Source organism: Pristimantibacillus sp. PTI5, assembly GCF_048572955.1.
Taxonomy (GTDB): Bacteria; Bacillota; Bacilli; order Paenibacillales; family Paenibacillaceae; genus Pristimantibacillus.
Genome location: NZ_CP183886.1, coordinates 6038484 through 6054003 on the forward strand (window position 1 = coordinate 6038484; position 15520 = coordinate 6054003).

Annotated in this window: 14 protein-coding genes; 5 read left to right on the top strand and 9 right to left on the bottom strand. The window is 48.3% G+C overall.

Annotated elements, in window-relative coordinates; genetic code table 11:
- Positions 1 to 2: 2 nt before the first annotated feature.
- The gene (locus tag ACN6MW_RS26540; RefSeq protein WP_419872836.1) at positions 3 to 1436 is read right to left on the bottom strand and encodes an L-fucose/L-arabinose isomerase family protein; all 1434 of its coding nucleotides are present in this window, start codon (positions 1434 to 1436) and stop codon (positions 3 to 5) included.
- 516 nt (positions 1437 to 1952) lie between these two features.
- Here ACN6MW_RS26540 and ACN6MW_RS26545 point away from each other — a divergent pair.
- Complete coding sequence (locus ACN6MW_RS26545) at positions 1953 to 2429, top strand: hypothetical protein (RefSeq protein WP_419872837.1); 477 nt, start codon at positions 1953 to 1955, stop codon at positions 2427 to 2429.
- Positions 2430 to 2482: 53 nt separating this feature from the next.
- On the opposite strand, the gene ACN6MW_RS26550 is transcribed toward ACN6MW_RS26545, so the two are convergent.
- The 3 genes from ACN6MW_RS26550 to ACN6MW_RS26560 form a co-directional block, all read right to left on the bottom strand.
- Positions 2483 to 3337, bottom strand: coding sequence for an SDR family oxidoreductase (locus ACN6MW_RS26550; protein WP_419872838.1), 855 nt, complete (start codon positions 3335 to 3337; stop codon positions 2483 to 2485).
- 187 nt (positions 3338 to 3524) lie between these two features.
- Entirely contained in the window at positions 3525 to 4301 is a 777-nt protein-coding gene (locus ACN6MW_RS26555; RefSeq protein WP_419876457.1) for a YqcI/YcgG family protein, read from the bottom strand.
- A gap of 172 nt (positions 4302 to 4473) precedes the next feature.
- Complete coding sequence (locus ACN6MW_RS26560; protein WP_419872839.1) at positions 4474 to 5064, bottom strand: DUF1989 domain-containing protein; 591 nt, start codon at positions 5062 to 5064, stop codon at positions 4474 to 4476.
- A 250-nt stretch (positions 5065 to 5314) separates the two neighbouring features.
- Here ACN6MW_RS26560 and ACN6MW_RS26565 point away from each other — a divergent pair, with 250 nt between their 5' ends.
- From ACN6MW_RS26565 to ACN6MW_RS26580, 4 genes are all read left to right on the top strand, one after another.
- Complete coding sequence (locus ACN6MW_RS26565; RefSeq protein ID WP_419876458.1) at positions 5315 to 6940, top strand: PhoX family protein; 1626 nt, start codon at positions 5315 to 5317, stop codon at positions 6938 to 6940.
- Positions 6941 to 7015: 75 nt separating this feature from the next.
- Positions 7016 to 7231: a twin-arginine translocase TatA/TatE family subunit gene (locus ACN6MW_RS26570; RefSeq protein WP_364141288.1), complete on the top strand. Its 216-nt coding sequence runs from the start codon at positions 7016 to 7018 to the stop codon at positions 7229 to 7231.
- Between the two features lies 1 nt (position 7232).
- Positions 7233 to 7970 (top strand): twin-arginine translocase subunit TatC, encoded by a 738-nt coding sequence (tatC, locus tag ACN6MW_RS26575; protein WP_419872840.1) that lies wholly within the window; start codon positions 7233 to 7235, stop codon positions 7968 to 7970.
- A 188-nt stretch (positions 7971 to 8158) separates the two neighbouring features.
- Positions 8159 to 9610: an amidase family protein gene (locus ACN6MW_RS26580; RefSeq protein ID WP_419872841.1), complete on the top strand. Its 1452-nt coding sequence runs from the start codon at positions 8159 to 8161 to the stop codon at positions 9608 to 9610.
- Between the two features lie 82 nt (positions 9611 to 9692).
- Here ACN6MW_RS26580 and ACN6MW_RS26585 read toward each other — a convergent pair whose 3' ends face one another.
- From ACN6MW_RS26585 to ACN6MW_RS26605, 5 genes are all read right to left on the bottom strand, one after another.
- The gene (locus ACN6MW_RS26585; RefSeq protein ID WP_076268099.1) at positions 9693 to 9902 is read right to left on the bottom strand and encodes a YrzA family protein; all 210 of its coding nucleotides are present in this window, start codon (positions 9900 to 9902) and stop codon (positions 9693 to 9695) included.
- 52 nt (positions 9903 to 9954) lie between these two features.
- Entirely contained in the window at positions 9955 to 11289 is a 1335-nt protein-coding gene (locus ACN6MW_RS26590) for a sugar porter family MFS transporter (protein ID WP_419876459.1), read from the bottom strand.
- Between the two features lie 265 nt (positions 11290 to 11554).
- Positions 11555 to 12898, bottom strand: coding sequence for an AraC family transcriptional regulator (locus tag ACN6MW_RS26595; protein ID WP_419872842.1), 1344 nt, complete (start codon positions 12896 to 12898; stop codon positions 11555 to 11557).
- On the bottom strand, positions 12873 to 14324 hold the full coding sequence (locus ACN6MW_RS26600) for a sensor histidine kinase (protein WP_419872843.1): 1452 nt from the start codon (positions 14322 to 14324) through the stop codon (positions 12873 to 12875). Before ACN6MW_RS26600 ends, ACN6MW_RS26595 begins: the two co-directional genes overlap by 26 nt.
- A complete protein-coding gene (locus tag ACN6MW_RS26605) occupies positions 14321 to 15316 on the bottom strand; it encodes a substrate-binding domain-containing protein (RefSeq protein WP_419872844.1) in 996 nt (331 codons plus the stop codon). The genes ACN6MW_RS26600 and ACN6MW_RS26605 overlap by 4 nt, the downstream gene beginning before the upstream one ends.
- Positions 15317 to 15520: the final 204 nt, after the last annotated feature.

A 15520-nucleotide genomic window follows, 5' to 3' on the forward strand; every position in this document is an offset into this window, starting at 1 on the left:
GTTTATAGCCCGCTTCCGCGAAGCCAAGCTTGAATTTGCTGTTCAGTAGGATCGACCGGGTCAGGCGTGAGTCCTGGAATATAGCTGCAAGCTTCATATAAAGCCGGGATGGCATTTGCATGAATGCCTACGGAATGATGTACATAAGGGCCTTTTACGAGTTTTTCTTCCCACAGCGGCCAATCGTTTACCTCGACCCAAACATAGGAGCCGCGCGTATATGGGCCTTGAATGCCCCGGGCTTTGCCAAGAAAAAGCTGATAGTCGCCATGATCGCCGTCGAACCGGGCAAGTGTCATTTCGCCGCCTTTGATTTCACCCTCATGCGTGCCGGGAGCGTGATCGTCAAACAGGAAATGCTTGCGAAGCTTGGGTTTGTTCTCAACCGACAACGAAACCGGGAAATTTCCGCAATGGAACAGCAGCTCGCCGTTTGCGTTTTCCGGATGCCGAATAGTCAGATCCGCAAAGAAAGTCGGATGTTGATTCAACGTTGCGGCCTGCACCATAACGGAAGTGATGGCACCGTGGATATCCGTTTCGCAGGTCACCGGAATTTGCTCGTCTGTCAGGATTGCGTTCGCCAGGCACGGCATGATGCCCATAGCATCCTGAAGGGAAGACCAGCACTGGATCGCGATGGCGGAGCTGCCTGTTTTCACCGCATACGATTTCATTGCTACTTTAAGCGCGGCGATTCGCTTTACGTCAGCTTCCGTGACTTCGGACCAGTCCAGTTTTTCTTTAATATAATCAATGGCGGCAGCAAGCTCCGAGCTGTTCCCATTCTCGATCCGTTTCGTTTCTCTTTGGATGTCGACCAATGTAATCGGGTGGATTTCGATTCCGAATCGCTCGAGCAGCTCGCCTTCATTGCACATCATCGTCCAAAACGAGGAGGGGCGAGGCCCGATTTGCAAAATCCGCAGGCTGCGGAATTGCTTTACGACATTGGCTGCCGCTGCGAAATTCGTGAAGCCCCGTTCAAACACCGGATCATCCACTCGGCTGTTGGTGATGTAAGTGAAAGGCACGTTAAAGCGGCGCAGTACCTTTCCTGTCGCGAACAAACCGCACTGCGTGTCGCGCAGCCTCATGCCGTCCTCAAGCGGCGCTTCGTCCCTTGGTCCCCACAGAAGCACGGGCTTGCCAAGCGCTTTACCCACTCTTGCAACCGTATCCTCCGTACCGAAATTGCAATGAGGGAAAAATACAGCGTCAACATTTTCCTGCTTAAAGCGCTCGATGATAAGATCTGCGTTAATATTATCGTCGTATAGCAGACCTTCTTGGTTAATTCCCTCAAGATCGACGAGATCCAGATCAAGGCCGAAGCTGGAGATTTTCTCTTTAATTAACACCTTGTACTTAAATGCATCCTCCGCACTGAACGTGAACCTTCTGGTGGGCGCGTATCCCAATTTAAGTTTTTTCATTCTGTTTGTGCACTCCTCTAATTTTTCTCAACTAAACTTAACAAAATGATAAAATTACTTAACAATTAATAAAAGCGTATTAGATAATATTCAAATCAAGTGCTGCTTTTGACTAAATTTATCACTTATTCTTAAGATGGTCAATGAGTTTATTTGAAGTTTAGTTAAAATGTTTGTTTGTTGCATAAAAGTTTAGTTATTCAGCATAAACTTAGTGTCGATTATGCTTATTTTCATACTATTTGAGTGAATCAGCCTTATTTATTGTCTTTTTCTTATTTCCCATCTAAAACAATGCGGTTATTGCTTTAAAAAGACTAGTGATCTTGCTATATTGAACCAATATGATTAAATCCGAAATGCTTTTGTTAAGCGACTAGTTTATCTTTATTTAGTTTTTATTCTTTTTATCCATTTAATTTCGAATTTGAGCGGCTAAATCTTTGATTCTATAAAACAAGCAGATGACTAGTTACGAAAGCTAGATTTGCGTCATATGTTGTAAGTAGCTTCTAATTGGCGGTATTGCACATATGGCAAAAGATAAGAAAAAAGAAAAAAACAGCTCTGGCGGCAACGCATCTGGAGGTAAACGTAAAGCAGGAGGCCGTTCCGGCGGCAACGCATCTGGAGGCAAACGTAAAGCAGGAGGCCGTTCCGGGGGTAATGCTTCTGGAGGCAAACGTAAAGCAGGAGGCCGTTCCGGCGGCAGCGCATCTGGAGGCAAACGTGAAGCAGGAGGCCGTTCCGGTGGCAATGCATCTGGAGGTAAACGTAAAGCAGGAGGCCGTTCCAGCGGCAATGCATCTGGAGGCAAACGTGAAGCAGGAGGCCGTTCCGGCGGCAACGCATCTGGAGGCAAACGTGAAGCAGGAGGCCGTTCCCGGGGCAACGCATCTGGCGGTAACGCTTCAGGCGGAAAAGGGCCGCATGCTCGTCCGGTTCGCGAAACGCAAGGCGAAAAGGATTAAGGAAGGCCAGTGCGGTAATTAAAACAGCTCATTACTCTGAGGAGGAGGAATGAGCTGTTTTTTTCGTTGATCAGCTCATTTACCCTTGCGCGTCAACTCAGCCAAAGCATCCCACTGCTCGTCGGTCAGTTCAGACAAGCCGTTGAATTGGCCGGCCCCTTGCAGCCATTCTCCGCCGTCAATCGTTACGACTTCTCCATTCATATATGCCGCATAGTCGGATATGAGGTAGGCAGCTAGATTCACCAGCTCTTCCTTGTCGCCCACCCGCTTTAGCGGAATGCGGCCAATCATTTTTTCTTCCAGCTCCGGGGTGGGGGAGAGGCGGGACCAAGCGCCCTCAGTCGGGAAAGGTCCAGGCGCAATGGCAACCTGACGTATGCCGTGATCCGCCCATTCGACGGCAAGGGAGCGGGTAAGAGCTAGAACGCCTGCTTTCGCAGCAGCGGAAGGCACCACATAGCCTGATCCGGTTGATGCATAGGTCGTTACGATATTCAGCATCGTGCCGCCTCTGCGCTGTGCAATCCATCTTTTCCCAACCTCAAGCGTTGTATAGAAGGTACCATGCAATACGATATTTAAAACCGTGTCGACGGCCTTTGGCGAGAGCCTTTCCGTTGGGCTTATAAAATTGCCGGCCGCATTATTGATAAGGATATCGATATGGCCAAAATGGTTTTCCACTGCATCAATCATCTCATTTACTTGAACGGGATCACGGACATCACAGCATTTGTGAAAAACGCGGCTTGGCCCCGTACTCATCGCATCAGCAGCTTGCTTCAGCACTTCTTCGCGCCGGCTTGCAATTGCCAGCTGCGCGCCAAGCGCGATAAATTTCTCGCCCATGGCACGACCAAGCCCGGTTGCGCCGCCTGTTATGAGTATGACCTTTCCTTTCAACAGCTCAGGGGAAAATAATCCCATAGCCTCAGCCTCCTATTGCAATGTTTCGATTTGATTAATCATATCGAAGCAGCGGGCCGGTTATGTATCTAGATCGTTTACACGTATACAAAGAACTCCCGCTATATGCGCTGCGCGTCAATACAGCGGGGCAGCTTATTGTGATGGTTATCTGCTTAAAGCTTAGCGGCATCCCAGCAAGTGAGCATTATTTATGAAAGCGCAGGCTTAAATCTTTAAATTTATTTTTCATAAAAGTATATGGACATGTGGAAGGAGCGCTCTCATCATCCCGCAAAAAATATTGCTTCCACTCCTGATTATCCGCTTGGCCATACCATTTGAGAGAGGGATGCGCGGGCACGCCATCGTATTCCGACAGCTTTTGACGGATAAGTTTTTTGATGTTGCGTCCAAAAGGCGTGGTATCGTTGATATCCTCAAAAACGAAGCGGGGCTGAAAGGCGATAAGAAAATAAGGCGAGAAACGGCTTTTGCGAACGGTATGGGCAGGGGTGCCGCAAAAGGCGAAATAAGGCTGGCCGTCATAACAAAACTCCCAAGTATGATGGGAAGTGTCTGTCGATATACCCTCCGGCCATGGCGTATCGTCCTTTGCGCTGACTCGGCTTAAAACCGACCAAAACAGATCCTCGTAATCTTCTATGTCATAGCTGCGAAGCAGCTCCTCAGGCGTCTTGAAAAAAATAACGAGCGAAGCGTATTTGCCTGTTTCCCGGGCACTTTCGCCATACTGGCGCAGCAGCTGCGAAACCTCGGTAATGGCTTGCTCGTCGCGTGGATCAGAAGTGAAGCCGAAGCGTAAATTGTTCGTGAGAAAGCCATGACGGCCGGGTATGCAGGGATAGCTGCCGGCAGGATCCGCAATCATGCTTGCAAACTGGCGAAAGGCATCCTGCTGCCATTCCGATAGATCGGTGAGATGCTCATCAATCCATGCTTTGCTTGTTAATTCAGCCATAATTGATTAAAACCTCCTTCAGAAAGTACGACGAAGCATACTATGCGAAGAAGGTTTTATGGGTGAATGCCCAACATAAGGTCAAAGGGCTTGATAGCCGAAGCAGAGTCCGAATCCGATCAGAGAGAACTCGCCGGCAGAGGCAATGATCAGTCCGATGGGCGGAGCTAAAGATTTATAGAATTTCCACCTCAATCGCAGTGCAATGGTAACCGTTACACGCGCTCTCCGCACACGGGCAAGCAGAAATGGCGACGATGATATCGATTTCTGCACGGAGCTCTATATAATCTCCAGGCTTAGATTTCGGTCGTTCTACGCTAATTTGTCCAGAAGATTTTATGACCGTATTCATGAATAGGTTCAATGAGTAATACTGGTCAGGAGAGGGGATGCCGTAAGCTTCGAGCGCATGATTGAGATTTTGGTAGCAGCTTGCATGCTCCTTTTTGCCGTAAAGCAGCTCGTACATTTCGGCTCGGCAGGCGGGATTAATAAAATCATGCTGGCCAACGGTATCGGATAGGACAGTCAGAATCGGTCTGTATTTATTGGAGTACAGCTTGTCACCGGGCTTTACCTTCATTGTGCTTAAAGCATCCATCGTTACGCCGGGATCGAACCTTTCGCCGAAATCACCGGCAAGGTAAGCGACTAGATCAGCGACCTGCTCACCCTCGCTGTCGGTCACCCGCATGACCTGTCCTTTTTCCAGTCGGAAGCCTAAACCTTTCGTTGCGGGAATCAGCCATTTTTGATGAATCACATGAATCCTCCTGCTCCGCTTTGACTTTTATGTTTCCAGTATGGCTTATGCAGGGAAATGCCATGCAAAAGAGCAAATATTTATGGGCTTAGGCACCTATGGCAGGAAAGCTTTGGCGCAGAAGCTGGAATGATAATCATTCCGTTGTTTACAAAATTTACAGGTTAAGGTGACAATCGCTTAACAGTTCCTTATTATGCTTGTCTGTGAGTGGATCACATAATGAGGAGTGGAAAAGTTGAACAAATCGATGGATCGCAAAACCTTTCTTTCGTATTTGGGTACGGGTGCAGCAGCACTTGCAACAGCATCGGCTGGTTTGGGAGTTTTAAACGGCAAAGCATCTGCCATGTCGGCAACAGCTGATCATTTGTTTGGATTTAACACGAACCGGGTTAGCGGCTATTTTGAGCCGATTGCTCCTTCTAAGGAAGATCAGCTCCTTTTGCCAAAAAACTTTAAATATGATGTAGTAGCTGCCTTTGATGACGTGATTAATGAAGCGGGCGAAAAATTCGGCTCAGGCTGCGACTATAACGCGTTTTTTCCTATAAAGGGATCGAATGTAAGAGGGCTGCTCGTTAACAACCATGAATACAGCACGATTTTCTCGATTGGCCCCGTGAAGGACGGCAAGATGACGGCGGATCAATTGCATAAAAATCTTTATTACCAAGGCATGTCCGTCATCGAGGTGTACCGCGATGAGAAAGGGACATGGAAGATGGATAAAACCTCGACCCACGCCCGCCGAATCAATGGCTACACGAAGTTTGAGCTTACGGGTCCAGCCAAAGGCAGTACTGCCGTTGGCGGCGCTACCTCAGCAGTCGGTACGTTCGCGAACTGCTCAGGCGGTGTCACTCTCTGGAATACCGTGCTTTCCTGCGAAGAAAATTTTGCGGAAACCGCAGCGGCGTCAAAGCTTCCGGAAACGCATTACGGCTGGGTCATCGAAGTTGATCCTTTTGATAAGTCGTACCTAAAGAAGCATACCGCGCTTGGCCGATTCAATCATGAGAACACGGCAATGGGGCTTGCGCCTGACGGCCGTGTCGTGGTGTACATGGGCGATGACAAAAAAGACGCATGCGTTTACAAATTCGTAAGCAAAGGGAAGTTTGATAAGCTTAAAGGCCGTGCAAATTCCGCGTTGCTGGAGGACGGCACGCTCTATGTCGCCAATCTAAAGAGCGGAAAGTGGATGCCGGTCACTTTGGCTGAGGTTACGAAAGCAGCCAAGGACAAGCCTGAGGCGTTGAAAAAATTTAAAACGCAAGGTGATGTCGTTACCTTCTGTCAGGAGGCAGCCCTGCTTGTGGGAGGCACGCCAACGGATCGTCCGGAGGATATCGAAATTTCACCGTTTGACAATACGATCTTCATTTGCCACACGAACAATGATAATCACGGAAATATTCACGGTCATATTACTCGGATATTCGAAGCGAACAATGATTTGGCCGCGTTGGAGTTCGACTTTGAGATTTTCGCAGCGGGAGGCCGCCAATCCGGATTCAGCTCGCCTGATAATCTGGCTTTCGATTCCAATGGCCATCTCTGGGTTGTGACGGATATTTCGAGCAGCAGCCAAAATAAAGGCGTGCATAAGTCATTCATGAATAATGGATTATTCGTCATTCCGACGAGCGGGCCTGATAAGGCAGCTGCGCTCCAGTTTGCTTCTGCGCCAGTCGAAAGCGAGCTCACAGGTCCGTTTTTTACGCCGGATGAGCAAACCTTGTTCCTATCGGTCCAGCATCCAGGCGAGAATACGGCGGATCTAAGCCAGCCTACAAGCCTATGGCCGCACCGTGCAGGCGATAACAAGGCAAGATGCGCGGTTGTTGCGATCAGCGGATTTAAGCTTGGTTAATTGATGAAGGCGATTAACGAATAGCCGCAGACCAGCTGTCTGCGGCTGCCATTTAACTTAGAAGGGGCTGAGGATATGCCATTTGGCAATATTGGAATCGGAGGATTAGTATTGATCCTTATTATCGCGCTTATTATTTTCGGGCCTTCGAAGCTGCCGGAACTCGGACGCGCTTTTGGCAGAACGTTAAGCGAATTTAAAGGGGCAACCCGCGGTCTTGTGAACGGCGATGACGACGAGAAGCGCAAGTCCGAGGAGACGCCGGAGGCAGCAGCGTCGACTGCGAAATAAGATGAGCAATCCGAATGATCAAAGCTTAATCGGACATTTGGAGGAAATGCGCTCACGCTTGATTCGAACGCTTGCCGCGTTCATCGTGGCGATGGCGGCGGCCTTCATCTATGTGAAGGACATTTACCAGTGGCTGGTAAGAAATATGGATCAGAAGCTGGTGCTGCTAGGGCCATCCGATGTCATATGGGTATATATGATGATTGCCGGAGTCGTCGCCATTGCGATTACGCTGCCCATAGCCGCGTATCAAATCTGGAAGTTCGTCACGCCTGCGGTGCCGAAGGAAGCGCAGCGCGCCGCTCTTCTGTTCATACCAAGCATCAGCGTATTGTTTATCGTCGGCATTTGCTTCGGTTATTTCATTTTATTTCCGATGGTGCTCCATTTCATGAATGAGATGGCGGCAAACGAGTTCGTGATGATGTATACAGCCCAGAAATATTTTACGTTCATGATTCATATGACAGTGCCCTTTGGCCTTCTGTTCGAGATGCCGGCCATCGTTATGTTTCTAACCAAGCTTGGCATTCTTAATCCGAATAAGCTGGCCAAAGCTCGCAAGCTTGCTTATTTCATTCTGACGATTGTTGCCATCACGATTACTCCGCCTGATATTTTGTCAGACATCATCGTTATCGTCCCGCTGTTTTTACTTTATGAAATCAGTATCTCCATTTCCAAAATGGTTTACCGCAAGCAGCTAAGGCTGGCAGGTGACGAGGGGATGGCAGCCTAACTGAAGGGGAATAGAGGGAGAAGGCTGTTTGAAGCCTTCTCTCTTTTTTTGTATAAAAAAAAAGAAATATTGAATATAATCGTATACTCTGTTTATCTTTCAAAGTAGCGAAGATGTGATATGCCAAAAAATAGTATATACTAGGCTCATGCAGCATTCATTCGGATTATATAAGGGGCAATTGGGACATGGAAATCGTAGAGGCAACCATTTCGTCCATTCAAGAAGCAATGGCATCAGGCGAGATTACGTCTCGCGAACTGGTACTGCGTTATTTTGACCGGATCGCATCTCATGACAAAGAAGGACTAACGATCAATTCGGTGCTTGAGCTTAATCCCGATGCTTTGTTTATTGCCACTGCGCTGGACAGTGAACGCGCTGCGAAAGGACCGAGAGGCCCGCTGCACGGAATTCCGATTTTGCTGAAGGATAATATAAATACGGGCGATAATATGCATACGAGTGCGGGATCCCTGGCGCTTGCTGGTTCCTACGCGGGGGAAGATGCTTTTATCGTGAAGAGGCTTCGTGAAGCGGGCGCTGTCATTTTGGGCAAAGCGAATATGACGGAGTTTGCTAATTTTATGACGGAAGGCATGCCTTCCGGTTATAGTTCTCGCGGAGGACAAGTTCTTAACCCTTACAACATATCGACGCCGACAGGCGGATCGAGCGCTGGCTCGGGCGTAGCGGTGGCCTGTAATTTCTGTATGGCTTCCATCGGTACGGAAACCTCGGGCTCGATTCTCAACCCCGGGAATCTGAGCTCTACGGTTGGCATAAAGCCGACCGTAGGACTCGTAAGCCGCTCGGGTATTTTGCCGCTTTCGAATACGCAGGATACGGCTGGACCAATGGCCAGAACGGTGACGGATGCCGTGCATGTGCTGAATGCGATCACCGCCCATGATGAAGACGACGAGGCGATGGGAGCAGGTTATTGGCGCAAGCAGAAGGATTACAGCGTGTTTCTGGATCCGAAAGGGCTGGAAGGCGCGCGTATCGGCATTCCGAGAGATTATTTCTTTGAGGAATTGACGGACGAGCAGCTCGGTATTTTTAACGGCGCGGTAGAGCGGATGAGGAAGCAAGGCGCCATTATCATGGACCCGGCAGATGTGAGAACCGCACGTCAGATCGTGTATTCTTCCGTTGTTTTGAATGAGTTTAAATCTTCTTTAAACGCGTATTTGTCCAAGCTGCCGCCCGGCTTCAAAATACGGACGCTCAAGGATATCATTGCCTTTAATAATGAACATCCGGTGGAGACATTGAAATACGGTCAATTAACGCTGCTGCGGGCCGAAACAACGACCTCGGGAACACAGACCGAGGTTCCTTATCTTCGGGACCGCGCTGCGGATTTGAGGTTCTGCAAGGAGGAGGGGCTCGATGCGACCATGAAGGAGTATCAATTGGATGCGTTATTGTTTCCGGCGGATTTTGGCGCTAGGATTACTTCGCGCGCAGGCTATCCTTCCATTGTAGTTCCGGCTGGCTATACGGCACAGGGAGTGCCGTTTGGCGTTACGTTCGCTGCTAGAGCTTATGAGGAACCGATGCTTATCAAGCTCGCTTATTCCTATGAGCAAGCAAGTCTGGTGCGGCGGCCGCCTTCTTTAAAGAGCTTTATTTAATCGCCGTTTTTGCCGCGATGGACTCAAGCAAAAAAAACCTCCCGACTGCTGCCAGCCGGGAGGTTTTTTTGCGCGATGCGTATTATTTTTTTGCTTTAAAGTGGACGACCGCGCTATAAAGCATTTTTTCGATTTTGGGATTAAACACGGCATGATGGCTGACATGGAACACCTCTAACAGCAATCCTTTGTTATTTTCTATTTGCTGGTCGATTTTCAGTTCCAAGGTTTTCAAATCATATGCCTCGAAAAACTCGATTTTGTTCTCGATAAGATCTAACCGGAAGTCCATTTGAATATCTCCTAGGAATAGATTAAAGTGATACATCTATTATACAGAGATATTACTTCGCCCACAAAGATTCAATTTCCTCGAGCGATTTTCCTTTCGTTTCCGGTACGATGCGCCATGTGAACAAGAATGCGATCAGCGCCATGGCGCCGTAAATCCAGAACGTGGCTGCAGGGCCTGCGGAGCCAAGCAAAGGCGGAAACGTTTGTGAAACGAGATAATCCGCCGCCCAAAGCACCATTGCGGCAATCGCAGTCGCTTTTCCGCGGATGCGGTTCGGAAATATTTCAGACATGATTACCCATACGACCGGACCCAATGATATCGCAAACGAAGCCACGTACAGCAATATAAAAACAAGCACGAGAGGGCCGGTTGTATGTCCCGTTTGAAAGGCAATGCCAATGACTAACAGGCAAATTGCCATTGAAGCCGAGCCGACTAGCAGAAGAGCTTTCCGTCCGACTTTATCAATGAGCCAAAGAGCGACAATCGTGAACAAAAAGTTAATGAAACCAACCAAAATCGTTTGAACCAGTGAAGCGTTCGTGCCCGCCCCCGTAGCTTTGAATATCTCAGGAGCATAGTACATAACCGCGTTAATGCCGGTCACCTGTTGAAGAAAAGCCAATCCTACGCCAACAATCAAAGCAATTCGGAGACCTGGGCTGAAAAGCTGCTTGATTGATCCGCTTTCCTGCTCGAAGGATTGTTTGATATCGAGGACTTCTTTCTTAGCCAGCTCTTCCCCGTGGATACGCAAAAGGATGGGCAATGCAGCTGCTGCTCGTCCTTGCTTGATTAACCATCTTGGACTTTCCGGCACGAAGAACAGTAAAACTAAAAATAATAAACCGGGAACAACGCCCACTCCAAACATCCAGCGCCAAGCATTGGTTACGGTCCAAGCGGAATCGCCGAAGCCCGAAATCCACAAATTCACGAAATAAGTAAGGAAGATCCCGGTCACGATAGCGAGCTGATTAAGAGCAACGAGCCTGCCGCGGAATTTCGCGGGAGCGATCTCGGCATTATAGAGCGGGCATAAGGTAGAGGTTATGCCGATCCCGATTCCGCCGATGATCCGAGCGATAATAAATCCAGAAAAGCTTTCCGGGATGGCTGAGCCGATTGAGCTGATAATAAACAAAATTGCAGCTGCAATAAGTACTCTTTTCCGACCAAAGCGATCACCTAAAATACCTGACATGGCTGCACCGACAATACAACCGATGATTAAGCTTGAAACGGCCCATCCAACCTGCAGTTTCGTGAGGTCGAAATGCTCCTCCATAAAACCGATAGCGCCCGATACGACTGCCGTATCGAAACCGAATAATAATCCGCCAAGCGCGGATACCATGGAAACAAGCGTCACGAATTTCATGCTGACTTGTTCGTTTGTTTTGGATATTTCTGTTCGCACCTTCATTTTCTCCTCTCTGACAATCCCAACATGCTGTAAAACGAATTTCATTATATCACGCAAAACGAACGGGCCAGTGTGCAAACATCTTCATTATTCAGTGATGTTCCCGCATTTATTTTGGACGATCGGCGCTTGCCGTTACATTTTGGTTGGACTAGCATTATGTTGTTCACATGAACACAAAAAAATCCATGCCAAGCGACATGGACTTTACAAATCTTGATTATTTCGTCTGACCGCGGTAGTCGGAGGGGGTGACGCCAGTCACTTTCTTGAAAACGCGGCTAAAGTAGTTAGGATCATTGTAGCCAACCTCGAAGCAAACTTCTTTGAGACTTAGCAAACCCGTTGCCATTAACGATTTTGCCTTATCGATACGAAGCGCCGTCACAAAATCAATAAAGGTTGTCCCAACCTGTTGTTTGAAAATCTTACTGAAGTAGTGGGGATTCAGATGAACAGAGTCAGCCACCTCTTCAAGCGACAGATCTTCCGTGAATCGCTCTTGAATGTAGATTTTGGCCCGGTCAAGAACCGTCTGGGTTTGCTGCTCCCGCTGCTCCCGGATGCGCTGCATGGCCGAGAGCACATAGGCTTCGGGAACGGTTTCCGTGTGCATAAGCTTCATTTCCCCGCTGCTAACCGAATGGCCGGTTCCTTGCCTTAGTTCGTCGAAATGGCATACGTTTCCATATTCATTGTAATAATTGGATGCAAACACCGCTTCGAAATAGGATTTGCGAAGTCCATCCGCATTTGAACGCGTCTGGCCGATTCCGATTAAGATATCAACTTCGAGCTGACGCGCAGCTAACGCACACAGCTCTTCCCCCAGCGCATTGACGGCTTCTTTCCATTCCTCATCGGTGCGGAAGGAATCTTTGTTTAAGAAGATAGCCATATGGCGGTCGATCAACGAGCTGACGATGCTGTTCGCAACGCGGGTTTTCACAAAACTTCGTATCGTATCATAGGTTTTTTGCTTATTTTCTGTTTGCACCTGCTCGGGGAAGGCGATGACGATGGCGCAGCCTTGCTCGAGAGAAAAGCTCAACCATTCTGATAATTGCATGATATCGGTATAAGTAACCGTATCGACCATAAACATCATCGCGAGCTCGTTCTCGGCCAAAGGCATCAACTGTGACAGCTTATGCCGGAGCTCCAGTTCATCTGACCGCTTCCGTTTTTCTTGCTCCAGCTCCTGTATAAGCTGTTGAAGCGTAAGGACGATTTGCTCGCGCTTGGCCGGTTTGACAAGATACTCTTTAACACCGAGAGAAAGGGCCTCTTTGGCATAAGCAAAATAATCATAGGCGGTAACGAGGACGAATTTGGTTTCCGGCAAGTTTGATTTTATTTCCCGTATAGCGTCTAAGCCTTGAATTCCCGGCATATTTACGTCCATCAAGACGATATGGGGGCGATGCTCTTCAGCCCGTTCAATTGCGGTTCGCCCGTTTTCGGCATGGATGATTTGAAATGTATTTGGCAGCATCCGTGCAATAATCCATTCTAACCCTTCGCGTTCAAGCGCTTCGTCATCCGCGATTAACAGTCGGTACATGATGATCCTCAACTTCCTTTCCCGGAGGAATCCGAATGATTACCTTCGTTCCTTCGCCAAGCTTGCTTTCTATATTCACGAGCCCGCTCACGCCATAAAATAATTGGAGACGCCTAAATACGTTTTTTGTGCCAAGCCCGGCAGATTGTTTGTTTTCGATTCCGGCCTCGAGCCGCAGCAAGGCTTGGCGAACCTCATCGCTCATGCCATGGCCGTTGTCTGAAACCGAGATGAATATCCCTTCGTCGTCATTTTTTATTTCAAGCCGAATAACAGCATCCTTCTCCATGCGTTCAATACCGTGCAAAAAAGCATTTTCTACTAGAGGCTGCAGCGTTAACGCAGGAATTGGCTGCTTTAGTGATGTTGGATCGATGTCCATTTCAAGTGTAATCCTGTCGCGAAAACGCGCTTGCTGAATAATGAAGTATTCCTTAACATGCCTGACCTCGTCCTCCAATGTGACAGGATGAGCGAGATTGCGCAAATTGTACCGCAGCAGGTTGGACATCGAAATAATCAGGTCGCTTGTTTTCTCGGCGCCTTCAAGGAGCGACAGCTTGGACAATACATTCAGTGTATTGAAGAGAAAGTGAGGATTAATCTGGCTTTGCAGCGCTTGAAGCTCCAAAGCTTTGACAAGGCGGTCTTTCTCCAGGCTTTGTTTATCCTTCTCCATCATCACGAGCAGGTCACCGGACATTTGTTCGAAGGCACCGGCTAGGAGTCCAAGCTCATCCTTAGCGGGATAGGTAAGCGTATTGTGCTGCAATTCGCCCTTGGATATTTGTTTGACGCGCGAGACAAGCCTGCTGACCGGAACCGTGATGCTCCTTGAAATCCAGACGGCAAGCAGAATGCTCATGACGGTATTCATGATGAATACAGCGGCACCCAGCAGATACATGGTCTTATTTTCTGCTAGAATTTGTTTGTAAACCGGTTGATATATACTCAATTCCTGATCGACAAGCTGCTGCTCATCCTCTCTAATAAAGCCGGCTGTTTTCTCAGCTTTTTCATAATAGGATAATGACGTTAACAAGGTCTCGGCGGATACGGCCTCAAAAGCAGCTTTCTCCTGTTCAATAAACGTATCCATCATATGGTTATAGGTCGTTAATTTGGCTGAGTGGAGGGAGGCGTCGGAATGGGCTTGCAGCTTAATGCGGAGCTCCTTCAGCTTGTTCATGCTGCCGACAAGCAGCTCGTGATTGCTCTCGTCCGGGTTTAGCAAATAGGTGTGAAGCGCCCCTAGATTACGCTCTACCGTTTGGATTGATTGATTGTACAAGAGCAAACGGTCCATCATTTGATTATAGCTCTGCTGAACCAGTCTTCCGCTTTGAAATAGAAAGAAGGTAACGGAATTGACCAGCAGAACGAGTAAAGGGATGAATAAGAGCAGTTTGGTGCGAATGGTCATGAGCTCGTTTCTCCCGTCTTGTTTGTTAAAGCAGGCTGATCCAGCACCTTGATCTCCGTAAAATGCTGATCGGGAAGCTCCTTCCCTTGGAAAAACGCATTCAGCTGCGTGATGGCATCATAGCCCATATCATAAGGCTGCTGAACGATGGTCGAATGAATTCTGCCGCTCTCGATTTGCAAAAGTGTTTCTTGCAGCGCGTCAAATGCAAAGATCTGCGGACCGTTTGGCCGCATCCGCTCGACGGCATCTGCAATGCCGATGCCATCCAATGCGCTAAGTCCCACCACAAAATCCAAATTTGGATATCGAATCAGCAGCTTCTCTGTTTCGCCCGTAGCCTGAAGGCGGGAGATATCGGATGAACGGACGTCAACAAGTGAAAGCCCGGGAAGCCGTTCGATCACCGAACGGAAGCCCTCCAGTCGAAGCAGTTGATTCGGCGCCAGCTCGTTTCCGAGCATAACAGCAACACTTCCACGATTACCAGCCGCCTTGGCCACCAGCTCGCCCATCATTTTTCCTGCATCCAAATTATTCGTGCCGACGTAAGCCAGTCGCCTGCTAGTCGGCTCATCCGTATCGACCGTGATGACGGGAATCCCTTGGCTTACCGCTTGATCTATGACAGCCACAGATTGCGGATCATTCATACCTTGTACCAATACCGCGTCCGCTTTGGCAGAGATCGCTTTTTCAAGCAGCTTTAATTGCTCTTTTGGATCGATGCGAATCGGCCCCTCATATTCAAGCTGCATGCCATACTTAGCGGATGCTTCTGTCGCGCCTTGCTCAATCGAACGCCAGTAAGGATTGTCCAGCTCCTGCGATATTAATACGACATGACGCTGATCCGCTCGGGCGGGATCATCGGAGAGGATGGGTTCAATGAGCTGCCTGATGCGCAGCGTGGAGAGGTAAAAGCTGCCAAGCAAGCCTGCAAAAACAAGAAAAAGGATCGCGATGGCGATATTCCATTTCCGGTGGGACATGATACAGCTCCTTTATTTCGATCAGTTCTATTGGATTATTATACTAGAACCCGAATGCAATCCAAAATCCGGCCATTGCAGAAATAAAGCCTCGATTATTTTGTTTCGATAGAATGTTTTCAAATTAATCGTAAGATTAACTTTTGAGTTAATTTGTTGCGTGGTAAAACATTAATTTTGACGAAAAGGTTGACAAAATAGTTA

Coding starts and splice junctions, on each gene's coding strand:
- ACN6MW_RS26550 (WP_419872838.1), bottom strand. CDS start 3,337: ATGGGATTATTTTCCCCTGAGCTGTTGAAAGGAAAGGTCATACTCATA.
- ACN6MW_RS26565 (WP_419876458.1), top strand. CDS start 5,315: ATGGATCGCAAAACCTTTCTTTCGTATTTGGGTACGGGTGCAGCAGCA.
- ACN6MW_RS26595 (WP_419872842.1), bottom strand. CDS start 12,898: ATGTACCGACTGTTAATCGCGGATGACGAAGCGCTTGAACGCGAAGGG.
- ACN6MW_RS26570 (WP_364141288.1), top strand. CDS start 7,016: ATGCCATTTGGCAATATTGGAATCGGAGGATTAGTATTGATCCTTATT.
- tatC (WP_419872840.1), top strand. CDS start 7,233: ATGAGCAATCCGAATGATCAAAGCTTAATCGGACATTTGGAGGAAATG.
- ACN6MW_RS26605 (WP_419872844.1), bottom strand. CDS start 15,316: ATGTCCCACCGGAAATGGAATATCGCCATCGCGATCCTTTTTCTTGTT.
- ACN6MW_RS26585 (WP_076268099.1), bottom strand. CDS start 9,902: ATGGACTTCCGGTTAGATCTTATCGAGAACAAAATCGAGTTTTTCGAG.
- ACN6MW_RS26540 (WP_419872836.1), bottom strand. CDS start 1,436: ATGAAAAAACTTAAATTGGGATACGCGCCCACCAGAAGGTTCACGTTC.
- ACN6MW_RS26600 (WP_419872843.1), bottom strand. CDS start 14,324: ATGACCATTCGCACCAAACTGCTCTTATTCATCCCTTTACTCGTTCTG.
- ACN6MW_RS26590 (WP_419876459.1), bottom strand. CDS start 11,289: ATGAAATTCGTGACGCTTGTTTCCATGGTATCCGCGCTTGGCGGATTA.
- ACN6MW_RS26580 (WP_419872841.1), top strand. CDS start 8,159: ATGGAAATCGTAGAGGCAACCATTTCGTCCATTCAAGAAGCAATGGCA.